General features: G+C 68.0%; 22 protein-coding genes. 11 read left to right on the top strand and 11 right to left on the bottom strand.

Annotated elements, in window-relative coordinates:
• The first annotated feature begins 27 nt into the window (after positions 1–27).
• Entirely contained in the window at positions 28–774 is a 747-nt protein-coding gene (locus tag GJV80_RS19135; protein ID WP_154689265.1) for an SDR family oxidoreductase, read from the top strand.
• A 42-nt stretch (positions 775–816) separates the two neighbouring features.
• Here the strand turns inward: GJV80_RS19135 and GJV80_RS19130 are convergent, their stop codons facing one another.
• Positions 817–1,410: a DinB family protein gene (locus GJV80_RS19130; RefSeq protein WP_154689264.1), complete on the bottom strand. Its 594-nt coding sequence runs from the start codon at positions 1,408–1,410 to the stop codon at positions 817–819.
• Between the two features lie 74 nt (positions 1,411–1,484).
• Here GJV80_RS19130 and GJV80_RS19125 point away from each other — a divergent pair, with 74 nt between their 5' ends.
• Positions 1,485–2,444, top strand: a complete 960-nt coding sequence (locus tag GJV80_RS19125) for a YafY family protein (RefSeq protein WP_154689263.1) — start codon at positions 1,485–1,487, stop codon at positions 2,442–2,444.
• A gap of 227 nt (positions 2,445–2,671) precedes the next feature.
• Positions 2,672–3,535, top strand: a complete 864-nt coding sequence (locus GJV80_RS19120; RefSeq protein WP_154689262.1) for an LLM class flavin-dependent oxidoreductase — start codon at positions 2,672–2,674, stop codon at positions 3,533–3,535.
• Positions 3,536–3,581: 46 nt separating this feature from the next.
• Here the strand turns inward: GJV80_RS19120 and GJV80_RS19115 are convergent, their stop codons facing one another.
• Positions 3,582–4,535: an RNA polymerase subunit sigma-70 gene (locus GJV80_RS19115; RefSeq protein ID WP_154689261.1), complete on the bottom strand. Its 954-nt coding sequence runs from the start codon at positions 4,533–4,535 to the stop codon at positions 3,582–3,584.
• Positions 4,536–4,658: 123 nt separating this feature from the next.
• Here GJV80_RS19115 and GJV80_RS19110 point away from each other — a divergent pair, with 123 nt between their 5' ends.
• The 4 genes from GJV80_RS19110 to GJV80_RS19095 all read left to right on the top strand — a co-directional run bounded on the left by GJV80_RS19110 (position 4,659) and on the right by GJV80_RS19095 (position 8,901).
• Positions 4,659–5,024: a nuclear transport factor 2 family protein gene (locus GJV80_RS19110; protein WP_154689260.1), complete on the top strand. Its 366-nt coding sequence runs from the start codon at positions 4,659–4,661 to the stop codon at positions 5,022–5,024.
• A gap of 297 nt (positions 5,025–5,321) precedes the next feature.
• A complete protein-coding gene (locus GJV80_RS19105; protein WP_154689259.1) occupies positions 5,322–6,992 on the top strand; it encodes a sodium:solute symporter family protein in 1,671 nt (556 codons plus the stop codon).
• A 16-nt stretch (positions 6,993–7,008) separates the two neighbouring features.
• Positions 7,009–7,404, top strand: coding sequence for a hypothetical protein (locus tag GJV80_RS24295; RefSeq protein WP_230207852.1), 396 nt, complete (start codon positions 7,009–7,011; stop codon positions 7,402–7,404).
• Between the two features lie 60 nt (positions 7,405–7,464).
• Positions 7,465–8,901, top strand: coding sequence for a sugar porter family MFS transporter (locus tag GJV80_RS19095; RefSeq protein WP_154689258.1), 1,437 nt, complete (start codon positions 7,465–7,467; stop codon positions 8,899–8,901).
• Here GJV80_RS19095 and GJV80_RS19090 read toward each other — a convergent pair whose 3' ends face one another.
• Entirely contained in the window at positions 8,902–9,843 is a 942-nt protein-coding gene (locus GJV80_RS19090) for an RNA polymerase sigma-70 factor (RefSeq protein WP_154689257.1), read from the bottom strand.
• 90 nt (positions 9,844–9,933) lie between these two features.
• Here GJV80_RS19090 and GJV80_RS19085 point away from each other — a divergent pair, with 90 nt between their 5' ends.
• Positions 9,934–11,121, top strand: coding sequence for an NAD(P)/FAD-dependent oxidoreductase (locus tag GJV80_RS19085; protein ID WP_154689256.1), 1,188 nt, complete (start codon positions 9,934–9,936; stop codon positions 11,119–11,121).
• 155 nt (positions 11,122–11,276) lie between these two features.
• On the opposite strand, the gene GJV80_RS19080 is transcribed toward GJV80_RS19085, so the two are convergent.
• Entirely contained in the window at positions 11,277–11,870 is a 594-nt protein-coding gene (locus tag GJV80_RS19080) for an NADPH-dependent FMN reductase (RefSeq protein WP_154689255.1), read from the bottom strand.
• Between the two features lie 166 nt (positions 11,871–12,036).
• Between GJV80_RS19080 and sigJ the strand changes: the two genes are divergently transcribed.
• The gene (gene sigJ, locus GJV80_RS19075) at positions 12,037–13,074 is read left to right on the top strand and encodes an RNA polymerase sigma factor SigJ (RefSeq protein WP_154689254.1); all 1,038 of its coding nucleotides are present in this window, start codon (positions 12,037–12,039) and stop codon (positions 13,072–13,074) included.
• On the opposite strand, the gene GJV80_RS19070 is transcribed toward sigJ, so the two are convergent.
• The gene (locus GJV80_RS19070) at positions 13,028–13,885 is read right to left on the bottom strand and encodes an NmrA family NAD(P)-binding protein (RefSeq protein WP_154689253.1); all 858 of its coding nucleotides are present in this window, start codon (positions 13,883–13,885) and stop codon (positions 13,028–13,030) included. The genes sigJ and GJV80_RS19070 overlap by 47 nt on opposite strands.
• 141 nt (positions 13,886–14,026) lie before the next feature.
• Positions 14,027–16,489 (bottom strand): replicative DNA helicase, encoded by a 2,463-nt coding sequence (dnaB, locus tag GJV80_RS19065; RefSeq protein WP_255455590.1) that lies wholly within the window; start codon positions 16,487–16,489, stop codon positions 14,027–14,029.
• A 763-nt stretch (positions 16,490–17,252) separates the two neighbouring features.
• Between dnaB and GJV80_RS19060 the strand changes: the two genes are divergently transcribed.
• Both GJV80_RS19060 and GJV80_RS19055 read left to right on the top strand, forming a co-directional pair.
• A complete protein-coding gene (locus GJV80_RS19060) occupies positions 17,253–17,633 on the top strand; it encodes a metal-sensitive transcriptional regulator (RefSeq protein ID WP_154689252.1) in 381 nt (126 codons plus the stop codon).
• A gap of 68 nt (positions 17,634–17,701) precedes the next feature.
• Positions 17,702–17,911, top strand: a complete 210-nt coding sequence (locus GJV80_RS19055) for a heavy-metal-associated domain-containing protein (protein ID WP_154689251.1) — start codon at positions 17,702–17,704, stop codon at positions 17,909–17,911.
• Positions 17,912–17,993: 82 nt separating this feature from the next.
• Here GJV80_RS19055 and GJV80_RS19050 read toward each other — a convergent pair whose 3' ends face one another.
• Genes GJV80_RS19050 through GJV80_RS19030 form a run of 5 tightly spaced genes read right to left on the bottom strand, consistent with a single transcriptional unit; the run spans position 17,994 to position 22,885 of the window.
• Positions 17,994–21,371 carry a LysM peptidoglycan-binding domain-containing protein gene (locus GJV80_RS19050; protein WP_154689250.1) on the bottom strand — a complete coding sequence of 1,126 codons (3,378 nt, stop codon included), beginning with the start codon at positions 21,369–21,371 and terminating at the stop codon, positions 17,994–17,996.
• On the bottom strand, positions 21,371–21,799 hold the full coding sequence (locus GJV80_RS19045; RefSeq protein ID WP_154689249.1) for a pilus assembly protein TadG-related protein: 429 nt from the start codon (positions 21,797–21,799) through the stop codon (positions 21,371–21,373). The genes GJV80_RS19050 and GJV80_RS19045 overlap by 1 nt, the downstream gene beginning before the upstream one ends.
• A gap of 1 nt (position 21,800) precedes the next feature.
• Positions 21,801–22,271, bottom strand: coding sequence for a TadE family protein (locus GJV80_RS19040; RefSeq protein ID WP_154689248.1), 471 nt, complete (start codon positions 22,269–22,271; stop codon positions 21,801–21,803).
• Positions 22,268–22,636 (bottom strand): TadE family protein, encoded by a 369-nt coding sequence (locus GJV80_RS19035; protein ID WP_154689247.1) that lies wholly within the window; start codon positions 22,634–22,636, stop codon positions 22,268–22,270. The genes GJV80_RS19040 and GJV80_RS19035 overlap by 4 nt, the downstream gene beginning before the upstream one ends.
• A gap of 54 nt (positions 22,637–22,690) precedes the next feature.
• Positions 22,691–22,885, bottom strand: coding sequence for a hypothetical protein (locus GJV80_RS19030; protein ID WP_154689246.1), 195 nt, complete (start codon positions 22,883–22,885; stop codon positions 22,691–22,693).
• Position 22,886 lies beyond the last annotated feature (1 nt).

Here is a 22,886-nt window from a genome sequence, read left to right as displayed (position 1 = left end):
CCCGATCGGTGTGGTTGACTCCTGATCATGGCGCGTCAACTGACCTTGATCACCGGTGGCACGCGAGGCATCGGTGCTGCGACCGCGGTGAAGCTGGCCGAGGACGGCCATGATCTTGTGTTGGCTTATCGGGCGGACCGTGCGGCCGCCGAGCGCACGGCCCGAGCCGTACGCGATCGGGGGTCGACCTGCACGCTGGTGCAGTGCGAGGTGTCCGAGCCGCCGCAGATCGACGCGCTGTTCTCCGCCGCCGCGGCCGTGGGTCGGCTCACCGCCGTGATCAACAACGCAGGCATCACCCGAAACCTGGCGAGCCTCGCCGAGACTCCGGTCGGCGTGATCAAGGACAGCATCGACGTCAACCTCACCGGCGCGATCCTCGTGGCGCGGGCTGCGGTCCGGGCGATGGGGCGGTCCTACGGCGGCGACGGCGGAGTGCTCGTCAACATCTCCTCCGGTGCCGCCACCATCGGCTCTCCGGGGGAGTACGTCTACTACGCCGCGGCCAAGGCCGGACTGGACACGCTGACCCTCGGTCTGGGCAAGGAGGTGGCCGGCGAAGGGATCCGGGTTGTCGGCGTGGCGCCCGGATTGATCCGGACCGACATCCACGCGTGCGCCGGAGACGCCGGTCGACTTGATCGGATCGCACCGGGCGTCCCGCTGGGACGGGCCGGTGAGCCGGACGAGGTCGCCGAGGCGGTCAGCTGGCTGGTCAGCCCGGCCGCCTCGTATGTGACGGCGACGACCTTGCGGGTGTCCGGCGGCCGGTGATCCCTGGGCGGTCCGGCCCTCGGTCACCGGTCAGGCCGTGAGTCAGTCCGGCGGATCCTCCCCGACCAGCCCGTCGATCGACTCCCGGATCAGGTCGGCGTGTCCGGTGTGCCGGCCGTACTCCTCGATCAGGTCGGTGATGATCGCGCGCAGGGTCTGGCTCCGGCCGTCCGGCCAGACCAGCTTGCCCATCGTGTCCAGTCCCTGCTCGCCGGCAAGTGCCTCGGCCACGATCTCCCGCGACTTCTGGGCGGCCCGCCGCCAGCCGTCCAGCAGGACCTCCGGTGTCTCGTCAGGTCCCGGCGTGAAGTACCAGTCCTCGTGTGCCGAGCTGTCCGGCGGCCCGGGCGGCTGGATGTACAGGAAGCGCCCCATGAAGCAGTGATACTCGCAGTAGGTCAGGTGCTTCATCAATCCGCTGAGGGTGAGCGTCGACGTGCCGACGGTCACCGTCCGCGACGTCTCGTCGGGCACCCCCGACGCCTTCCAGATGAACGTCCGGCGCATCCGCTCCAGGGATCCGAGCAGGATCTCGACGTCGTTGCCGGCGGGCGGCGGATACGTCAGCGCAGCGATCTGTTCCGCGGTCAACACCCCGGACGGTCGCGATGTCGTTGAGCTGTCGGTGGTGGTCATAGGCGCAGGTTAGGGTCGGTTCCGGACGCATGACTTCCGGAATGTTCGGTCCCAGATCTGGGAGGTGACGTGGCATGGCCACGAGACGAGACGACAGTCCGCTGTCCCGGGCCCTGCTCCTGCTGGAGCTGGTGCAGAACAACCCTGGCATCACCGCCGAGCAGCTCGGCGATCGGCTGCGGGTCTCCGATCGCGCCGCGCGCCGCTACGTGGCGGTGCTTCGAGAGGCGGGGGTGCCGATCGAGTCGGTCCGCGGTCCGTACGGCGGCTACCGCGTGGGTCGTGGTCTGCGGCTGCCACCGCTGATGTTCACCGCGACCGAGGCCCTCGGACTGGTGATGGCCGTACTGGACGGCCACCATCCGATCAACGACTCCGACAGCCCGGTCGGCAGTGCCGTTCGCAAGATCATCCGCGCCCTGCCCGAGCCGGTCGCCGCGCCCGCCGAAACCGTCCGTCGGCTGATCGCGACCGCGCCCGATCGTGCAGCCGTACGGCCCGACCTGGACACCACCGCGGCGCTGGTCCGGGCCTGCGAGGACGGCCATCGGATCCTGCTCGAGTACGGTGATCCGTCCCGGACCTGGAAGACCCGGGTCGACCCCTGGGCCGTCGTCGTCCGCCATGGCCGGTGGTATCTGCTCTGCTGGTCCCACGACTCGGACGCCGTACGCACGCTGCGTGTCGATCGGGTGATCAGGATCGAGTCGCTGCCGGAGACGTTCAGCCCGCCCGACGACCTCGATCCGGTACGGACCCTGGAAGATCATCTGCACCAGGGCTGGAGTTTCCGGGTCGAGGTGATCATCGACACCGGGGTCGAGGTCGCCCGGATGTGGATCCCCGGCGGGTTCGGACGATGTGAACCGATCGACCAGGACCACACCCGGCTGACCGCGACCACCGACGAGCCGGACTGGTACGCCGCCCAGCTGACCATGCTCCCGGTCGACTACCACATCATCGACTCCCCGGAGCTGGCTGCAGCGACCGAGAAGATCGGCCACCGGCTGTTACGCGCGGTCGCGGACTGATCAGCGCGGCTCCGCTGCCCCCTTTCGCACCGGTTGCTCGCCCCCGCACCAGTTGGTCGGCCGCGCACCGCCTGCAGGTGGTGCGCCGCCGAGCAAAGGGCGCGGGGTCGAGCAAAGGGTGCGGGGTCGCCCTGGGCAGTCCACCGCCGACGAAGGGCGCACGGCCGACCACGCCGTACGCCTTCCATCGGGGTGCGCGGACACGGTGTGGCGTGCACGATGTAGGCGTGAAGTATTCGATCAACATCCCGAACTTCGGCGACTTCGCCGACGTGCACAAGATCATCGCGTTGGCCCGCGCCGCCGAGGAGGCCGGCTGGGATGCGCTGTTCATCTGGGACCACATGGTGCACGACAAGGCTCTGCGTCGCGGCGTGCCGTTCGCCGATCCGTGGATCGCGTTGACAGCCGTCGCCCTGTCCACGCAGCGGCTGCGGTTCGGACCGTTGCTCACCCCGGTGGCGCGTCGCCGGCCGGAACAGTTGGCGCGCCAGGTCGCCACCCTCGACGGGCTGAGCGGCGGACGAGTCATCTTCGCCGCCGGGCTCGGCGCCCCCATCGAGGACGAGTTCGGCAGCTTCGGCGATCATGCCGACGCCAAGGAGCTGGCCGGCCGACTCGACGAGGGACTGGAGTTGATCACCCGCTACTGGTCGGGTAGACGCATCGATCACGCCGGCCGTCACTACCAGGTGCACGACGTCGAGCTACTTCCGGCGACTGTGCAACAGCCGCGGCCGCCGGTCTGGATCGGCGGCTACTGGCCGACCAAGGCGCCGATGCGCCGCGCCGCACGCTGGGACGGAGCGGTTCCGCTGTTCCGAAGCGCCCGGCACGGCGTCGCACCAGATCCCGGAGAGGTACGCGACCTGGTCACCTTCCTCGCCGCCGAACGGCAGAGCATGGTCGGCTTCGAGGTTGTTGTCGGCGGAACCACGCCAGCGGACCCCGACCGCGCGGCGGAGATCATCACCCCGCTGGCCGAGGTCGGCGCGACCTGGTGGGACGAGCGGATGCCGCAGACCGGCGGAGACTTCCAGCGGTTCGAACCGGTCGTCCGCCGGGTGGAGCAGGGACCGCCCCGGGTGTGACCAGCCGACTGGCACGAGTCGATGCGAACCGCCCGATCCCGTTCGATCACAGTGTCTCGGGCAGCCCGAACCGCCGATGCAGGGACGGGTCGAGGAACCGAGTGATCGCTGAGATGCGCCCAGGTTCGGGATCGATGGTGAGCACGACGACGCCGGCCGGGGCAGCGGCGAGATAGCAGCCGAAGGCCGGCTGGAGATTCGCCGCGGTCGGCAGCAGCGTCAGCCGACCACCCCGCCCCGAAGCACTGGCCCGCAGGAACGCGGCGACCGCCGTACCGCCGACGTACTGCTGTGGAGCAGGAGGCATCGCAAGCCAGGCATCGTCGGTGAGCAGGGCCACCACCGCGTCCACGTCGTCGGCGGCGAACGCGTCGGCGAAACGCGACGCCAGTCGGGACTCGCGTGCGGCTACCGGGCCGACCGGCCCGGGCTCGGCCGGAAGACCGGCCCGGGCGCGCTGCATCAGTCCCTTCAGTGCTGTCGGTCCGATGTCGAGCATCCGGGCGGCCTCGGTCGCCTCGAACCCGAGCACGTCGACCAGCAGTACGGCGGCGGTCTGGCGCGGCGGAAGTCGTTGCAGTGCGGCGATGAACGCGAGTTCGATGTCGGCCCGTGACTCGTGTCGCCGCGCCGGATCCAGCAGCCGGTCGGGATAGGGCTGCAGCCAGCCGACGTCGTAGGCCCTGGTGGGCGGGGGCGGCTCGAAGGGTGGAACGGGCGCCGATGGCGGGCGACGCCTGCCGTTCCGGATGGCGTTCAGACAGCGGTTCGTCGCGATGCGGAAGAGCCAGGTCCGCAGGGACGCCCGCCCGTCGAAGTCGGCCAATCCGCGCCAGGCCGCCAGCAGGGTCTCCTGCAGCAGGTCGTCCGCGTCGTCGAGTGAGCCGAGCATCCGGTAGCAGTGCAGGTGCAGCTCCCGGCGATGCTGCTCGACCAGCGCGCCGAACGCGTCGTCGGGTGCGGAATGTGCCTCGGTCCTGGTGCCCTGGGCAGAGCTCACACCACCATCCTCCACCACGTCCGTCACGCCGCCCTCGGATTCGCCGCTCCAGAACCGTTCCGATCGGCGCCTTCACGGTGTCTGTCCAAGTTGAGACCGTGCTACGACCATCGAAGGAGCATCATGATCAGCACCACCCTGCAGACCACACTCGACTACTTCAACGCCTGGACCGGCGGCGACTTCGAGGCAGCCCTGACCTACATCTCCCCCGAGATCAGCTGTCAGACGCCGAACGGACCGATCGCCGGGTTGCCGTCCTTTCGCGGCTTCATGGAGCCGTTCGCCAGGTCGCTGGTCGCCGCCCGGCTGCTTGCCGCGTTCGGTGACGAGCGAACGGCATTGATCATGTACGACACCCGCACCCGGCTGGTCGACGGTGCTCCCGGCGCAGAGCTGCACACCGTCTCCGACGGGCTGATCACCTCCATCAAGATCATCTTCGATCGGCAACCCTTCGTCGAGGCGCGAGCGCGACTGCAGAACTGATCTTGGACAGCACTGCTGTCGACCCGCGGGTGCTCGAGAACCCGGACCGACCGGGCCACAACCTCGTGGCGTCCGGTGAGGAACTGAAGCACTTAAGCCGTTGAGTGCGGACACGTCGACCCGGTAAGCCAATCGTTCAAGGTGATCCGGCCGAACCAGGCAAGATCACGACCCGGTCACGACACCCACCGTCGCAACAGCGTTTCGCTCGTTGACGGCGCAGGAGTGGTGGAGTTGAATGACCGACAAGTCAGCGTGCCGGGTGCAGGTGTCGGTCACGGCGCTAAGGAGGTTCCGGTGGACAAACTGGACGTCAACTGGTTCGACTACGGCTTGCTGATCATCTACTTCATCCTGGTGATCGGGATCGGCCTGCTTGCCCGGCGGGCCATCGCAACGAGCGAGGACTTCCTGCTGTCGGGCCGATCACTTCCGGCCTGGGTGACGGGACTGGCGTTCATTTCGGCCAACCTCGGGGCGATCGAGATCCTCGGCATGGCGGCCAACGGCGCAAAATACGGCATCTCGACGGTCCATTACTACTGGATCGGCGCCGTACCGGCGATGGTGTTCCTCGGCATCGTCATGATGCCGTTCTACTACGGGTCCCGGGTCCGATCCGTGCCGGAATATCTGCTGCGACGTTTCAACAAACCGACACACCTGTTCAACGGCCTCACCTTCGCCGTTGCCGCGTTGCTGAACGCCGGCGTCAACCTGTACGCGATGGCGGTGATCATCGAGGCACTGCTGGGCTGGCCGGTCTGGCTGTCGATCATCGTCGCGGCCGGCTTCGTACTGATCTACATCACCCTCGGCGGCCTCTCCGGCGCGATCTACAACGAGGTGCTCCAGTTCTTCGTCATCCTGGCCGGTCTGATCCCCCTGGTCATCGTCGGCCTGCACAGTATCGGCGGCTGGGGAGAGCTCACCGACCGGGTCAAGCAGTCGGCACTGGGCGAACCGGGACTTTCCACCTGGGGCGGCACCGCAGTCGGCAGTTGGACCAACCCGCTGGGTGACTGGATCGGCATCGTGATGGGGCTCGGCTTCGTGTTGTCCTTCGGCTACTGGACCACCAACTTCGCCGAGGTTCAGCGGGCGCTGTCGGCCAAGGACCTGTCGGCGGCGCAGCGGACGCCGCTGATCGGCGCCTTCCCCAAGATCTTCATCCCGGCGCTGACCGTGATCCCCGGTCTGTTGGCCATCGTGCTGATCCCCAAGCTCGGCACCACCGGTGGTGACTACAACACCGCGATCCCGCAGCTGATGGGCCGGTTCCTGCCCAACGGGGCGTTGGGCATCGCGCTGGCCGGTCTGTTGGCGGCATTCATGGCCGGCATGGCGGCCAACGTCAGTTCGTTCAACACGGTGTTCACCTACGACATCTGGCAGGACTACATCCGCAAGAACCGCAGCGACAAGTACTACTTGAATGTCGGCCGGGTCGTCACCGTGCTCGGCGTGCTGGTCGGCATCAGCACGGCGTTCATCGCCTCCGGCTTCAGCAACATCATGGACTACATCCAGTTGCTGTTCGGCTTCTTCAACGCGCCGGTCTTCGCGACCTTCATCATCGCCATGTTCTGGAAACGAGCGACGCCATGGGCCGGCGTCAGTGGGCTGGCTGCCGGCACCGCCGGTGCGGCCGCCTTCCAGTTCCTGATCGCGCCGCACTGGGCGTACATGAACGCCGGGCAGAGTCCTGACGGCACGCCCAATCCGCAGATCATCAACTTCTACGCCGCGATGATGGCCTTCGTCGCCGACGCGGTGGTCACCGTCATCGTGACCTTGGCCACAACGCCCAAGCCGGTGCACCAGCTCGCCGGGCTCGTCTGGGGCGTCCCGGACCCCAATGCGCCGGACCCGGCAACGGTCAAGAAGCCGCCGTTCTACGAGTCGCCGAAGCTGCTCGGCGGACTGGCGATCTTGTTCGTCCTCGTCCTGTCGCTCATCTTCCTGTAGAGATCGGGAGGCACCGATGTCCGAACCACCCACACCACCGTCCAGCAGCTCGGAACGGGACGAGGAACGCGAACGCCGATTGGCCCGTGAGGTCGCCAGCCGGTTCGAGCCACGGCCCGACCCCGAACATCTCGGCAAGGAGGCATCCGCTTCCAGCCGGCTGTTCGACCTGCGGCTGATGATCGGCACGCTGTTCGGTATCTACGGGATCCTGCTGACCATCTACAGCTTCTTCGACTCCCAGGCCGAGATCGACCGGGCAGCCGGCATCCATCTCAACCTCTGGCTCGGCCTGTCGATGCTGGTCGCCTGCGTGATCTTCTTCGGCTGGGCCAGGCTGCAGCCGCAGAAGCGTCCGGAACCGGGCGAGCCGACCGAGCCACCTGAGAGCCAGGCCCGCACTCCGGAGTAGGAACCGTTTGCCGTCACCTCCCAGGGGTATGCGAGCAGAAAACGCGTACAGGAGGTGGCCATGGCCACGGCATCGGAGGGAAGCAGCGAGGCGGTCGGGGTGCTACAGACCCTGGACGGGCAGAAGGCGACCAAGTTCTATTGGTATCTGACGGTTCTGGCCTGTGTCGGCGGCTTCCTCTTCGGCTACGACACCTCCGTCGTCGGCTCGGTGCTGAACTTCATTCCGTACGACCTGAGTGATCTTGCCACCGGCTACCTGGTCGCCGGAGCCTCGCTGGGTGCTGCAGGCGGCGCGATCTGCGCCGGGCCGTTGACCGACCGGTTCGGCCGGAAGTCGCTGCTGGTCGTCGATGCGCTGATCTATGCCATCGGCGCGCTGCTCTCGGCGTTCACCGTCAACGCCGAGATGTTGATCATCTCCCGGACCCTGATCGGATTGGCAGTGGGCGCCGATTCGGCGATCGCCACCGCCTACATCGCCGAATTCGCCCCGGCGAAGAAGCGCGGCGGGCTCAGCATCATCCAGCAGTGGATGATCACCGTCGGGATCCTGGTCTCCTACCTGATCGCCATGTTGATCTTCACCGTTGCGCCGCATTCTTTGAAGACCGTGGACTGGCGGCTCGTCTTCGGCCTCGGTGCGGTGCCGGCGATCATCGCGATGCTGCTACGGGCCAGAATGCCCGAGTCTCCGCGGTGGTTGCTGGACCGCGGTCGCTACGCCGACACCCGCGAGGCGTTCGACAAACTCGGCATCCAGGTGACCGAGGAGGAGGTGCGCGACACCGCGGAGGAGCTCAAGGAACAGGCCAAGCAACAAGAACAGCAACGGAAGTGGACCCCGGGCGTGGTCCGGGCACTGGTCGTGGTCTGCGTCTTCTTCATCTTCCAGCAGATCACCGGTATCAACGTCCCGTTCTATTACGGGCCCAAACTGCTCGGCGGGCTCTTCCAGGAGTCCGGCAACGCCGTCGACTCGGCGATGGCCGGCCTGCAGACAGCGTCCATCCTGGGCGCGGTCAACGTGATCGCCACGTTCTTCGCGTTCCGCTACATCGACCGGATCGGCCGCCGGAAGCTGGCGATCGGCGGTTTCGGCGGCATGCTGATCTTCATGGTCATCGCCGCCGCCGGCGTCGCATTCCTGACCGGTCCGGCCAAGATCATCGTGGTGATGGTCGGCTTCGCACTGTTCATCTCCAGTTTCGCGATCGGGGTCGGCGGAACCGGCTGGCTGATCCAGGGGGAGGTCTTCCCGACCTCCGTCCGCGGCCGCGCGGCCGCCGGGGCGGCGACAGTGAACTGGCTGTCCAACTTCGCCATCGTCGTACTCTTCCCGACGCTCAACACCGCGATCGGGCTGAGTTGGGTCATGATCATCCTGGCCGCGCTGTCGCTGCTCGCGGTGATCTTCGTGGCACGGTTCCTGCCGGAGACCAAGAACCTGTCGGTGGAGCAGGTGGTCGACGTCTTCGAACGGCAGCGGGCCTCCTGATCAGCCCGGATCGACCCGGCGGCCGTTGCCGCGCAACGGATCGTCCCAGGGAACCAACGGCGCCAGGTGCCCTAGCTTGTCCGGATTGATCACTGAACGGACGGCGACGATCTGGCCATTGACGATGTCCAGACCGATGACGTTCAGCAACCGCCCGTCGGCGGTCCTGACCAGGGCACCCGGCTGGCCGTTGACTGTCACCCGGTGCAGGCGCAGGCCGGCGCCGAACCCGCTGCGGGCCATCCCGGTGAGCATCCGAACCACATTCTCCCGGCCGAGGATCGGCCGCGGAATCGACGGCCAACTGCCGCCCCCGTCACCGTAGGCCACGACATCCTCGGCCAACCGATCGACCAACGGACCCAGATCACCTCGGGCCAGCGCAGCGAAGAACCGCCGCGCCAGCGCGTCCCGATCAGCCGGATCGGCGTCGAACCGGGGTTGGCGGTGCTCGACGTGCTGCCTGGCCCGGCGCAGCAACTGCCGGCAGTTGGCCTCCGACCGGCCGACGATCTCGGCGATCTGCGGATAGTCGAAGGAGAAGACCTCACGGAGCACGAAGACCGCCCGCTCAACCGGATTGAGCGATTCCAGCAGCACCAGGAAGGCCATCGATACGGTGTCGGACCGCTCGACCTGCTCGAACCCGCCGGACGAAGCCTCCTCGACCAGCGGCTCGGGCAGCCAGGGACCGACATAGACCTCGCGGCGGCTGCGTGCGGACTGCAGTTGATCAAGCGCCAACCGGGACACGACGGTCGACAGGTAGTTCCGCAGCGATCTGATCTTGGTGCCGTGCTCCCGGGACCGGCGCAACCGTAGATACGCCTCGGACAGGATGTCCTCGGCATCGGCGACCGATCCGGTCATCTCGTAAGCGATCGAGAACAGCAGCGGCCGTATGGCCAGGAATTCGTCCTCGTCGGTGACTTCGGTCTGCATTCGCGCCCTCCCGGAACAAACCCTGTCACAACCCGGCGGGCTGTCTCGTCCCGATTCCGAGAGACGACCAACCATTGAGGAGTAGTGCAGATGCATCGCGTCGTGATCATCGGAGCCGGCTACGCCGGCATCCCCACCGCCGTTCGACTCGCGCGTCAGGTACGCCTCGACGAGGTCGCGGTGACTCTGGTCAGCGGTTCGGAAACCTTCGTCGAGCGGCCGCGGCTGCACCAACTGGCGGTCGGGCAGCCGATCCGGCAGGTCCAGCTCACCGATTACGTCTCCTGGGCCGGCGTGCTGCTGCGGCTCGCCCGGGTCACCGGACTCGACCTGGCCGGACACCGGGTCCAGCTGACCGACGGGCAGCTGGAGTACGACACCCTGGTCTACGCGCTGGGCAGCAACGTCGACCTGACCGCGGTGCCCGGTGTCGACGAGCACGCCGCCGCACTCACCGGTCCGGAGGCGGCGTACCGGCTCCGGGAGCAACTGACCGCCCTTCCCGACGGTGCCGCCGTGACCGTTCTGGGTGGCGGGCTGACCGGCCTGGAAACCGTCGCCGAGATCGCCGAATCCTTCCCGCAACTCCGAACAACGCTGGTGACCTCGACCGATCCGGGTGCCCGGCTGGCCCATCACGGTCGCCGGTATCTGGAGCGCACCCTGGCCCGGCTCGGCGTGACCGTCCGGGCCGGCACCCGGGTGGTCGAGGTACTGCCGGACCGGTCACTGACCGCCGACGGAACGACCATCGAGCACGCGGTGTGTGTCTGGGCCGGCGGCTTCAGCGTGTCCGCGCTGGCCCGGGAGAGCGGTCTGGACGTCAATGCCGCAGGTCGGGCTGTGGTGGACCGGACCTTCCGGTCCGTCTCCCACCCCGACGTCTTCGTCGTCGGCGATGCCGCCGCCGTGCCCGGTCCGTGGGGTGAACAGTTGGCGATGGGATGCCGGACCGGCAGTTTCACCGGACCTGTCGCGGCGGATGCGATCGCCGCGCAGCTCACCGGTCGCGAGCCCCGGCCCTTCCGCTACCGCTACTTCCACGAATGCATCAGCCTGGGTCGCAAGCACGGGCTGATCCAGTTCCTCCACCCCGACGAGCGCCGGCGGAACGTCGTCCTCACCGGACGTGCGGCCATCGCGTACAAGAACGCGGTCCTGGACGGTGCGAGGTTCCTGTTCCCGCGGCCCGGCCCGGTGCTGGCCCGGCGGCGCCGGCTGGTCGCCGAGGATCGGGCGGCTGCCTCACCCGCCCCCTCTCCGAAGCTCAAAGTTTGACCCCGCGGCTCCGACACGCCGCTGTTCCCGACCGCACGATCGAACTTTGACCTTGCGACCGAGGGGCCGGGATCGGTTCGGGGGATCGGTTCGGGGGATCGGTTTGGGGCCGGGATCGGTACGGGGCCGGGATCGTCGGGTCCCCGACGGGATGATCACCGACTCGCCGGCTCGGCCACCCTCATGTCGGCACCGGCCCGCAGGGCGGCAAGTGCCGTACTCCAGGAGATCACCTGGTCCAGCAGGGTGTTGAGGTCGCCGCTGTGGCCGGCGGTCGGTGTGAACACGCTGTAGTTCTCGAACTCGAAGCGCAGATTCAGCGGAAGCTGCCGGGACACGTCGGCGATGCCGAGCTGCCCGCAGATCTGCCGGAGCTGGAATGCCGCGCCTGTTCCACCGGAAACTCCGTAGGAGACGATCCCGGCCGCTTTGTTGGCCCATTCCGCACCGAGGTAGTCGATCGCATCCTTCAGCGCCCCGGGCAGCCCGTGGTTGTATTCGGCGGTCACGAAGACGTAGCCGTCGAAGCGGGCGATCGTCTCCGCCCACGCCTTGGTGTGGTCGTTCTGGTACTGCCCGAGCAGCGGCGACAGCGGTTCGTCCAGATGGGGCAGCCGGTGATCACGGAGATCGATCAGCTCGAAGGCAGCGTCCGTCCTGGTGGAGGCGACACTGCTGACCCATTCGGCGACCTGGGCGCCGTTGCGGTTGGGTCGGGTGCTGCCAAGGATGATCGCGATGTCGATCATGTTCTGCCCCTCGCGGTGCGTCGGTTCCGGTTCATCGGATCGACGAGGCAGGGCAGCCGGATGTCAGGCCGGTGCGGGCGCCATCGGGGAGGGGTCACAATCGCAGCAGTTGGTTCGTCGAAGGGTTGACCGAGCCGACTCGGCCGGGCCGGGGCAGGAGGCAGTGATGGGCGAACGACCGGACACCGATGCCGCAGCAGTGCGCGCCGGGGTGCTGGAGGATGAGCGGCCACGGCTGGTCAATCTCGCCTACCGGATGCTCGGCTCATTGGCCGAGGCCGAGGATGCCGTGCAGGAGGCGTACGCCCGGTGGATCGCGCTGGGATCGCAGGAGCGGCGCGGGATCACCTCGCCGGGTGCCTGGTTGAACACGGTGGTCAGCCGGATCTGTCTTGATCTGCTCGGTTCGGCACGCGTACGGCGGGAGCGGTACGTCGGCCAGTGGCTGCCCGAGCCCGTGCCGGATCCCGGCGAGTGGTCCACGGGCCGGTCGAGCGGCGGTGCGGTAGGCAGTGTGATCGGCGGCGGAACGGCCCCCGCAGACCCGGCCGACCGGATCACCCTGGACGAGTCGGTCGACATGGCCTTCCTCGTGGTGCTGGACGCGATGACCCCGGCCGAACGGGTCAGCTTCCTGTTGCACGACGTGTTCGGCTACCCGTTCTCCGAGATCGGCCGGATCGTCGGCCGCACCCCGGCGGCCTGTCGCCAGCTGGCGTCGTCCGCGCGCCGCCGGCTGCGGGACGCCCGACCGGTGCCGCCGCCGATTGCCGAACGGGCGGAGGTGGTACGTCGGTTCAAGCGTGCCTGGCAGGCGGCCGATATCGACACCCTGATCGGGCTGCTGGATCCGTCGGCGATCGCCGTCGCCGACGGTGGCGGCCGTGCGCCGGCCCTCGGACGTCCGGTGGAGGGTGCGGAGGAGATTGCCCGGTTCCTGGTCGGCCTGGGTGACCGGGTCAGGACGATCGAGTTGCTGGAGCGGTTGGTCAACGGCCGGCCCGGGCTGGTCGCCTGGGAGCAGGGCAGGGCGGTGGCCGTATACGCCTTCGAGATTCGTGACTCCCGGATCGAACGGATGTGGGCTATTACCAATCCGGAGAAGCTCGGCAGTTGGCCGGCCGGCGGTAGACCGGCTGATCCGCCCGACCGGTCCGCTACCGGGACCCGAAGGCGGCCGCGTAGTCGGCGGCGAACTCGGTGACGTCGCGGGCCGGGCGGCCGGTCAGGTCAGCGACTGCGGTGTCCACCGACGCCGCCTCGCCGCGCGCGTAGTGGGCGTAGTCCTCGACCAGTCCGTCGACCTGCCACGGCGGGAGAACACCGGACAGTGCGGCCGCGAACTGCTCCGCGGGCACATCCTGGAAAGTGATGGTCCGTCCGGTCGCGGCTGAAACGGCGTCGGCGATCTCCTGATGGGTGACCGCCCGGGGTCCGGTCAGCGTGTAGGTGCGACCGGCGGTTGCAGGATCCATGATCACCGCGGCGGCCGCGGCCGCGACGTCGCGGATGTCTATGGCGCTGACCGCGGCGTCGCCTATCGGCGCAGCGAACCATCCCTGCGCGATCGTGTCGGCGAAGGCCAGCAGGGCCTGCAGATAGAGATTCGGCCGAAGGACCGTGTGCCCGAGGCCGAGAGTCGCGACGTGTGCCTCGACCTGGGCGTGCCAGCGCAGGAATCGCACCGGCGAATCGGGGTTCGCCGCGTACTGGGAGAGCACGACGAGCCGCTGCACCCCCGCCTGTTCGGCGAGGTCGGCGAACTGCATCTGGAGCCGGCCGGCCTCCGGTGACGAGGGACTGTTGAGGAATGCGACGTCGACGCCCTCCAGTGCCGCCGCGGTCGCGTTGGCGTCGGTCAGGTCGGCGACCACGTTCTCCACGGCGGCGACCTGGCGGCCCGGATCGCGGATCATGGCGCGAACGGTGGGGCCGCGGCCTTGCAGGGCGGCCACCAGCGCGGAGCCGACGGTTCCGGTTGCGCCGGTGACCAACACGGTGGACGGCAGGTTCATGGGATCACACCTTCCAGGTCGGGACGTGACGAAGCCAACCGGATCAGCGTCTCGCATCGACGCGCCCATTCCTAGACCCGAACATGCCCGCCGGCGCGGGTAATCCTTACCTGAGAACGGCGTGGACCCGCGTCGAGAAGATCAGTGGTGCATGTCGATGAATCGCGAGTAGTGGCCCTGGAAGGCCACCGTGATCGTCTTGGTCGGCCCGTTGCGGTGCTTGGCGACGTCGAAGTCCGCCTCTCCGGCACGCTCGGACTCTTTGTCGTAGATGTCCGGGCGGTTGAGCAGGATCACCATGTCCGCGTCCTGTTCCAACGAGCCACTCTCGCGCAGATCGGAGAGCATCGGCTTCTTGTCGCCACCCCGGGTCTCCGGTCCGCGGTTGAGCTGGGCCAGCGCAACCACGGGGACCTCGAGCTCCTTGGCCAGCAGTTTCAGTTGTCGGGAGAACTCCGACACCTCGACCTGCCGGGACTCGACCTTCTTGCCCGAGGTGAGCAGCTGGAGGTAGTCGATGATGATCAACTTCAACTCGTGCCGCTGCCGGAGCCGGCGGGCCTTGGCCCGGATCTCCATCATGGTCAGGTTCGGTGAGTCGTCGATGAACAGTGGGGCTTCGGCGACATCGCCCATCTTCTTGGCGATCCGTTGCCAGTCGTCGTCGCTCATCTTGCCGTTGCGGATGTGATTGAGCGGGACGCTGGCCTCCGCCGACAGCAGCCTCATCACGATCTCGATCTGGCTCATCTCCAAGGAGAAGATCGCCGAGGTCAGCCCGTGTTTGATCGATGCGGCGCGAGCGAGATCGAGCCCGAGGGTGCTGTTGTGGGTCGGCACCATGGAACGGGTGGCCAGGTAGAGATGATCATCGCTGTCCACCTCGACACACCGGACGGGCCGGCTGCCGACCGGACGGATCGCGGTGATGTACCGGGCACGGCCGGCGGCCGGATCCGCGGCTCGGCGGCGGCGATGCTCCGCGGCCTTGTGCGCCACCCGGAACACATCGTCGTCGGCCGCGAAGGTCAGGGTGTGCACCATCAACCTGCCGGTCCCGCGGTCGTGGCCCGCGTCCCGGCCACGGGTGCAGCAATGTCCGAGCGAGACGATCAGCTCGTGGACGGCGTCGGCAAGGCCGGCATCGGGCAGCGAGATTCGGATCCGGCCATCCGCCTGCACGCAGCCGACGGCATCGACCAGTCCGGCCAACAGATCGCGGCGCTGGCCGCGCGACGCGCGCAGATACCCGGCCGGAAGGTGACCCACCCCATGCGTCCCGACCCGCTCGAGCAGTCGGACGCCGAGCTCGTACGCCGAGGCCGGCAGGTCCACCGGCGCACCGTCGATGGGCGCGGCGCAGGCAACCGCCCAGTTGCAGCGACCGTCGGCAAGACGTACGGCCCGGGCCAGTTCGGCGGTGGTGTACACGGCTGAATGGTCAACTCTGCGCGAGGCGGAGCGGTCCCGAGTGAGGCAGGACGCCAGTCCGACCAGCATCCGTGCCCGAGGGTAGACCACCCGGCGCGTGTCCGCGGCGGACCCGGCGACGGGCACCGCGACAGCAGCACCGACCTGCCGACCGACGGCGTGCAGCAGATTGCGGAACTCTTCGCCGGTCTCGGCGAGCAACTCCGGCAGACCGACGTACTGCTCGGGCTCGTGGCGGGCGACCATCGCCAGGAGGACGATCCGAGTGACCGTCTCATCGCTGCAATCGACCGGTCGGTCGGCTGCCGCGCGGCGGCCGGCCCGGCTGGTCACCTGCCACTCGTGGTGGGCGTCGGCGATGACCGTGGTGCCGTCGGAGAAGCTGATCTCGAAGCACTCCCGGTCAGTCATCACGTCGGTGGCACCGACCACCGTCGTCGGCCGACCGTCGGCTCCCACCAGCCGGTCGCCGATCCTGACCTCACCCATCGTCGTCCAACCGGTCGGGGTCGGCAGCGGCGTCTCGACCGACAGCGCCTTGCCCAGGCCTGGTCGGGCGGCGATGATGATCATCTGCCCGGCATGCATGCCGTTGGTCAGCTCGTCCAGATCGGCGAATCCGGTCGGCACCCCGGCCAGCTGTCCACCGCGGGATCCGATCGCCTCGATCTCGTCCATCGTCGGCTGCATCAGCTCCGACAGCGACTTGTAGTCCTCGCTGGTGCGCTTGTCGGTGACCGAGTACACCTCGGCCTGGGCGCGGTCGACGATCTCGTCGACATCACCCTCGGCGGCATACGACATCTGGCCGATCCGGATGGACGCGTCCACCAGCCGACGCAGGATCGCCTTCTCCCGGACGATCTCGGCGTAGTAGCCGGCGTTGGCCGCGATCGAGACACTGGCCAACAGGTCGTGCAGATACGGGGCGCCGCCGACCCGGCCGATCTCGCCCCGACGGGTCAGTTCGGCGGCAACGGTGATCGCGTCCGCGGGTTCACCTCGCCCGTAAAGATCGAGGACGGCGTCGTAGACGAGTTCGTGGGCCGGCCGGTAGAAGTCGGTGCCGCGGAGCACCTCGACGACGTCGGCGATCGCGTCCTTGCTCATCAGCATGGCGCCCAGCACCGACTGCTCGGCAGCGAGGTCCTGCGGCGGGGTACGGTCGACCACGCCACCGGATGACTGGCGTGCCCCGTCGTTCCCGAACGGCAAACTGACCTCGGCCAGACTCACGATCACTCCTCTGCTACGCCCTGGTCGATCGCGGGCACGGCGGCAAGCCGTACACGACCGGTGACCGGTTGAATGACATCGGTGTCATTCGATCCTGCCGCTCCACCGTAGAACCCGGCTCCGACAGAGCCGGCTCCTTCGGGTAGTCCCTCGGCGGGGCGCTCCGGCAGGTTCCCCCGACTGTCTGGATCCGCCGCGCTTCTGGCTCCGGCGGGTCGTAGACGGCCAGCACCGCAGAACCGTACGCTCCCGATCGGCCGATCGTGAAGCCCGTTATCCACAGGTCCTGTGGAGAAATTCTTTTCTACTGTGGAGACACGCTTTTCCGTTGTGCACCGGCTGCGGACATCTCTGGGGACAACTCGCCCACGAGCATCCAGATATGGCCCTGACCAGGGCAAATGCTGCCCACCACCGGTGGACGGAAAGAAGTCGCGAAGTTTCCGTCCAGGTGTCGACCAGGTTGCGTCGGGATTGACAACCCAAGGGAAGTGTGCCTGGACCGACGCTTATCCACCGGGGCTGGGGATAACCGTTGATAGCCAAGCCAACCAAGCGACGACTCGATTTGTCGACATATCTCGGTGACCGACCGGGCAGAGCCTCCGCGGCCGTCGATGGCACCCCGAGCAACTCGGCGAACTACCCCATAGGGGTACCCTTTCGGTATCAACACAGCAGTCAAGCACAGGACGCGGCAATGACCATCCCGGAACCTGCGACCCGCGCGAGCGTCGCCGATCAGGTAGACGAACCGGCGCATGAGGCGCTTGCCGACTCGGCTCCGCATGCCGACCACGGCTACCTGAGCAACAATCACAAGGCCGACTACCTTCGCCGGCTCCGCCGCATCGAGGGCCAGGCCCGCGGCCTGCAGCGGATGATCGAGGAGGAGAAGTACTGCATCGACATCCTCACCCAGGTATCCGCGATGACCAGCGCGCTGCAGTCGGTTGCGCTCGGCCTGCTCGACGACCACCTCGATCACTGCGTCGCGGCAGCGGTCACCAATGGCGGTGACGAGGCGGAGGAGAAACTCAAAGAGGCATCGAAGGCGATCGCGCGGCTTGTGCGTTCCTGATCCGGCCCTCGACTGCCCATGACGAACCGTTTCGACAAGCAACGCATTCAGAAAGGTGCCATCCCCGGATGATCAACAACTACAACGTCGCCGGCATGCATTGCGAGCACTGCGTCCACGCGGTCACCGAGGAGGTCAGCGCCATCCCCGGTGTGCAGCAGGTCGACGTCCAACTGGAGAAGGGCTCCCTGGCGGTGACCAGCGAGACGCCGATCGACCTGTCCCTGATCGAGGCGGCGGTCGACGAGGCCGGCGGCTACACGGTCACCGCCGCCTGACCCGCGGGACGCCGCGGCGCCGGGCCACAGCTGCCCGGCTCAGACCACGTTCGCGGTTGGGGATCACCCGACCGTCCGATGATCACGCCCGGGCCCGTAGCCGGCCCTCCATCACCTGCTGCAGCAGGTCGACCGTATCGGGGTGAAGATCAACTCCGAGCGCCCGGCCCTGGGCTGCCAACTGCAGGGCGAGCCGTTCCACCTCGGCGGCGTTGCCGGCCTGGTGTTCGGTACGGATCCGAGCACCGATCAGGAACTCGTCCTGTGGCGCCGCGGTGAGCGCTCGGGAAGCGGCCCAACGGGCGAGGTCGATGTCTGTCTCGGAAAGGGCCCGATCGGTGAGTTCGACGCCGATGTCCCGGATCACCGAGACCATGTCGGTCCGCATCTCCTCGGCCCAGTGCCATTGTCCGGGCGCCGCGTCGGCCAGTGGAGCGCCACGCACCAGATCCAGGGCGTTGGCCAGACCCTCGGTGCTGGTCCGGTTGACCCCGGCATGGGTCAGCAGTTGCAGTCGGTGCCAGTCCGAGCTCACCAGCGGCGAAAGGCTGATCTTGCCGGAGTACGCGTCCGGCAGGTACGGCTCGCCACGGTCATCGGTGCCCAGCCAGATGCGGAGTCGGCTCATGTTGGACCGACGTGTGCCCTCGGCGACCGCCAGACCAGCCGCCATCGCCAGCGCCGTACTCCCCGGGTGCTCAAGCAGCCAGGTGCAGTACTCGATGCACTGCATGATCGCCCGGTTGGGCCGTTCGCCCGTGGTCCCGAGGAGATCCGCCGGACCGAGCAACAGCAGCGTCGGGTGGCGCGGAACCTGTGGGGCGGCTGCTGCGAACGGATTGGGCACGATTGCGGACTCCTTACTCGCCCGTGGCCGGTCCACCGGTGTCAGCCAGGCCCATTCGGCGTCCGACCTGGCGACGATCTCCTGGAGGGACTCACCCGTCGGGTGGACGGCGATCGATGGCCAGCTTGCTGCTGCAGCGATCTGCCAGGTGTCGGCGACCTCGGTACGGTCGTCGGCGTGGTGATCACCGGGCAGCCCGCCGGAATGATCTTCCGGGACGTCTGGTTGATCATGGTCCGGTTGATCATGGTCCGGTTGATCACGGTCCGGTTGATCATCGACGGTCCGCACGGCTGATTCGTCCGTCGGCGGCTGAGCCACCGGGGGCAGCGGCGCGACAGCGGCGACCGGACGGGGCAGAACGCGTTCGGCTGTACGGACGTCCGGCTGGTTGTCGCTGGGCGGGCCGACCAGCGCCCGGCTGGGCGGGTGAGCGCTGCCGTCGAAGTCGGCGGCCCACCACGGAGCCGGCTCGGTTTCCTGGCTGCCGGTCGTTCTGATCAGCTCGGAGAGCACTCCGCCGAGCTGCTCGGTGATCAGCTGCGGTGTGAAGGACCAACCCAGCGGGGACAACTCCGCCCGCCGAGTGGTCGGCTCGATGATCAGCCGCCAGTCGACGGCGGTCGTTTCGCCGATCATCACCGCAGCGGTGGTGATCGCCGGTTCGGTCAGCAAGAGCCGTTCCAGTCGTTCCACCTGCCAGGCATCGGGTTCGGTGAGGATCAGACCGACCTCGGGCACCCACGGGTCGGCAAGATCAGGATCGATCCGGTAGTCACCCGCCGCCCGTTCCGGATCTGCCAGCAGGTGGTCTCGCTGCACCCGTGCCCGTTGCTCCCAGCGGTCCAGCAGCTGATCGAGGTCCGTGATCGAGGAAACGTTGTAGCGGTCGATCGACCCGGCCAGATCGCGATCGTCCCCTACAACGCTGATCACCAACTCGTCGGCCCACGGAGCGAACGCCAGTTCGGTCGCCATCGCGGTCAGCATCCCGCGCGACGCTGCGGGGTCCCGGCGGTCGACGGCGAACAGCCCGGCGGACTCGAGGTTGACCAGCACGACGGACCCGTCCGGCGCGGTGCCCAGTGAGGTCAGTGCCGGATAGGGCTGGGCGGCGTCCACCGCGGTCCTGTCACGGAGGAGGAATTCGGCGTCGGCCGGCGCGAGTCGCCACCGGCGTTCGTCCACCAGGAAGCCCACCGGTGCCGGAAGTCCGGGTTCCGCCATCACCAGCGACAGGCCGTCGTCATTGCAGGCAGCCGCCTGCAGCCGAGGAAGCGGCCGGCCGTTCCGGTAGCACTCAGCGCCGATGGTACGGAGCGCGAGATCGAGCAGGTCAAGTCCTACGGGCGTCTGTCGGCGGCCGAGCTCGGCCTCGAGTCGTTGCGCTGCCGGCGGCGGTTGGGGTATCCGACGACCGACCTCGCGGGTGTGCAGCTGCAACTGGCGTCTGGTGGCCAGCCCGCCGATCACCGCGGCCGCCATCAGACCGCCGACTCCGGCGATCCGCATGGCGTGCCCCCACGTGTCGTCCGCGGTCGGGGATGCCACCGTGGCGGTCCCGGCCGATCTGTCCGCAACAGCAGTCTCCGGGGAGGTCGGCTCGGTGGGCGGGTCCGCGCGTCGTTCCGTACGGCTGCTGCCACTGTCCGGGGCGGCCGGGCGTTCCGGTGTGCCGCGCCCTCCGGCGTTCTCATCGCCGAGGCTCCGGTCGGTAGTCGGCTCGTCACCCGCCGGATGGTTCGGGGCGCCGTCGTCGGCTCCGTGGGCCGGGGAGGTTCCCGAACGATCGGTCGGGATGGTCAGACTCAGGCCGACCGGTAACAGGTCCGGATCGGACAGCACTCCGCGGTTGGCCCGGTAGATCCGATGCCACGCGGCCGGGTCGCCGTACTCCTGCTCGGCGATCGAGGACAACGTGTCACCGGGCCGGACGACGACTCGGCGCTGGTCCGGATCGACTCCAGGGATGTGCAGCCGCCAGCCGGGTTGCAGCCTGTCGGGCCCGCCGGTGAGCAGGCCGCGATTGGCCTGCGCGATCAGCCGCCAGTCCTGTCCCTTCCCGTAATAGTGCTCGGCCAAGGTCCACAGCTCGTCGCCGGGCTGCACGACGTGCGTCACGCCGCCGGTTTCGCCGTTGCGGCCGGCTGTGCGCTGCTCCGCGGGTGAATCGCGCGCAGCGGGACGCGGGTCGGCGGTGGTGGCCACCGAGGTGGGCGTGTGGTGACTCGGCTGGTCCGGTGCCGGGTCGGCAGTCGCCAACTGCTGCGGCGCGACGAACATCGTGATCACCAACAACAGCAGGCCGCCGGCGATCTTCTGTGGACCGGCCAGACCGGGCAGCCTGATCCGCACCCGATACCGGGTCAACGCAGCGATCAGCTCGACGGCCACTGAGATGGCGAACACCAGCCAGGCGACCCAGGCGATGATCGCAACGATCCGGATCAGCACCGTCCCGTCGTCTGGCCGGGTCAGTACCCGCCAGAAGGACGGCAGGTCGAAGCCGGTGGGCAACGGATTTCCCACCATCATGATCAGCAGCAATGGCACACCGATGACGGCCGCGGCCAGAGCGATCAGGGCGCCGAGCCCGCTGAGAAACCTGCGCATCAGCCGGGCACCACCCTCGCGGTTGCGTCTCCGGCCGCCCGGAGCGTGTTGATGCGGACCAGGGACAGGAAGATGGTGCGTACCCGGATGTCGGTGTGCACGATCACCTCGGTGCCATCGACACGCACACTGCTCTGCACCGATGCGCCGTCCACCGCGGCGGCAGCCAGGTAACTCTTCGCTGCCCGCCGGGCCTCTTCGGTCGCCAGGGTGTGGGCGCCGTCGGCGCCGAGCGTCCCGCTCGCGCCGGCGTTGGCCGCCGCGCGGGCGGCTCCGGAGGCCAGCGTTTCGGCCCGGTTCATCGCTGCGGCCTTCTGGCCGCCGTCGACCACCAGGCCGGCGACCATGATCAACGCGGCGATGAAGCCGAGCACCATGATGCTCACCGCCTGACCGCGGTCCCGTTGAGCCGTCGGCACAGCTTTCATGTCAACGCTCCCGGTAGCTGTCGATCGGCGATGATCCCCGGACAGTGATCATCATGCTGCCGGGCAGGCCGGGCACCAGGACTTCACCGATCGCGACGCGGCAACGGATCCTCTCGGTGACCGATGCCGGCGTTCCGATCGGCTTGTCGAAGCCGCTCAGGTCAAGATCAACCGAAGTCTGCAGACAGGTGATGCCGCGCATCGCCATCCGTTGGGCGGTCGCTGTTCGGGCGGCGGAATCGGCGGTCCGGGTGGTGCGTTCGAGCGATGCCGCACGGGCGCCGGAGTAGGCCGCATCGGTGACCACCGAGCGCGCGAACCAGATGCGTGAGCCGCCGACGATCACACCCAGGAGCACGATCAGAGCCGGGAAGATGATCACCAGTTCGGTCGCCGGAGCCAGCCCGCGGCCGTGGGTTCGGCGGGCGGCGCTACGCACTGCAGAGATGCCGGCGATCGTCCTGCCGCTCATGGTGTTGTCACCCGTTCCAGGGGAGCGGTTGCCGACTCGCTGATCCGGCCGAGTCCGAGGTCGAAGATGACCGGCGGTCGGGCGACCATGGTCACCGACACCGAGGTCGGGGCTTTGCTGACGGTCAGATGCACATCGGTCAGCCCTCCGGTTGCAGCGATTCTGTTCGCGGCCCGGCGGGCGGCGTCCGCGTCTCCGTCGTAGTCGCGGGCCACGTCCGCGGCAGCGGTGACAGCCTCGGCTGCGACGTTTCGTGCGTGCAGCCAGAGGCCGGCCTGGATCAGCCCGAAGGTCGCCAACATCAGGGCAGGGACGATCACCGCAAACTGCAGGCTGTTGGTCAGTCCGCGTTCTGATCCGCCCATCACTGGTCTCCGTTTCGTGTCACGTCGCTGTGCCGCTGCGGCGCCGGCCGCAAGTCAGGGGTGCTCGACCTCGCCGATCCGGTCGGACACATATCCCTTCACGAAGAGCATGATCACGATTGCCACCGCAGCCGCTGCACCGAGCAGAATGGCGACCTCGGTTGATTGACTCAGTCCTCGTTCGGACCGAGCACGCCGACTCTTGAGGGTGATCATCCACCCGAGGGAGAGTGCGATCAGTCTGGTCATG

The sequence above is a fragment of the Microlunatus sp. Gsoil 973 genome (genome assembly GCF_009707365.1).
GTDB lineage: Bacteria > Actinomycetota > Actinomycetes > Propionibacteriales > Propionibacteriaceae > Microlunatus.
This window is presented reverse-complemented; position numbering and strand designations above follow the sequence as displayed.

Bases quoted from the DNA above. Each gene is read 5' to 3' on its own strand.
- GJV80_RS19135 (WP_154689265.1), top strand. From the start codon at position 28: ATGGCGCGTCAACTGACCTTGATCACCGGTGGCACGCGAGGCATCGGT.
- GJV80_RS19130 (WP_154689264.1), bottom strand. From the start codon at position 1,410: ATGACCACCACCGACAGCTCAACGACATCGCGACCGTCCGGGGTGTTG.
- GJV80_RS19125 (WP_154689263.1), top strand. From the start codon at position 1,485: ATGGCCACGAGACGAGACGACAGTCCGCTGTCCCGGGCCCTGCTCCTG.
- GJV80_RS19110 (WP_154689260.1), top strand. From the start codon at position 4,659: ATGATCAGCACCACCCTGCAGACCACACTCGACTACTTCAACGCCTGG.
- GJV80_RS24295 (WP_230207852.1), top strand. From the start codon at position 7,009: ATGTCCGAACCACCCACACCACCGTCCAGCAGCTCGGAACGGGACGAG.
- GJV80_RS19095 (WP_154689258.1), top strand. From the start codon at position 7,465: ATGGCCACGGCATCGGAGGGAAGCAGCGAGGCGGTCGGGGTGCTACAG.
- GJV80_RS19090 (WP_154689257.1), bottom strand. From the start codon at position 9,843: ATGCAGACCGAAGTCACCGACGAGGACGAATTCCTGGCCATACGGCCG.
- GJV80_RS19085 (WP_154689256.1), top strand. From the start codon at position 9,934: ATGCATCGCGTCGTGATCATCGGAGCCGGCTACGCCGGCATCCCCACC.
- GJV80_RS19080 (WP_154689255.1), bottom strand. From the start codon at position 11,870: ATGATCGACATCGCGATCATCCTTGGCAGCACCCGACCCAACCGCAAC.
- sigJ (WP_154689254.1), top strand. From the start codon at position 12,037: ATGGGCGAACGACCGGACACCGATGCCGCAGCAGTGCGCGCCGGGGTG.
- GJV80_RS19070 (WP_154689253.1), bottom strand. From the start codon at position 13,885: ATGAACCTGCCGTCCACCGTGTTGGTCACCGGCGCAACCGGAACCGTC.
- GJV80_RS19060 (WP_154689252.1), top strand. From the start codon at position 17,253: ATGACCATCCCGGAACCTGCGACCCGCGCGAGCGTCGCCGATCAGGTA.
- GJV80_RS19055 (WP_154689251.1), top strand. From the start codon at position 17,702: ATGATCAACAACTACAACGTCGCCGGCATGCATTGCGAGCACTGCGTC.
- GJV80_RS19050 (WP_154689250.1), bottom strand. From the start codon at position 21,371: ATGCGCAGGTTTCTCAGCGGGCTCGGCGCCCTGATCGCTCTGGCCGCG.
- GJV80_RS19045 (WP_154689249.1), bottom strand. From the start codon at position 21,799: ATGAAAGCTGTGCCGACGGCTCAACGGGACCGCGGTCAGGCGGTGAGC.
- GJV80_RS19040 (WP_154689248.1), bottom strand. From the start codon at position 22,271: ATGAGCGGCAGGACGATCGCCGGCATCTCTGCAGTGCGTAGCGCCGCC.
- GJV80_RS19035 (WP_154689247.1), bottom strand. From the start codon at position 22,636: ATGGGCGGATCAGAACGCGGACTGACCAACAGCCTGCAGTTTGCGGTG.
- GJV80_RS19030 (WP_154689246.1), bottom strand. From the start codon at position 22,885: ATGACCAGACTGATCGCACTCTCCCTCGGGTGGATGATCACCCTCAAG.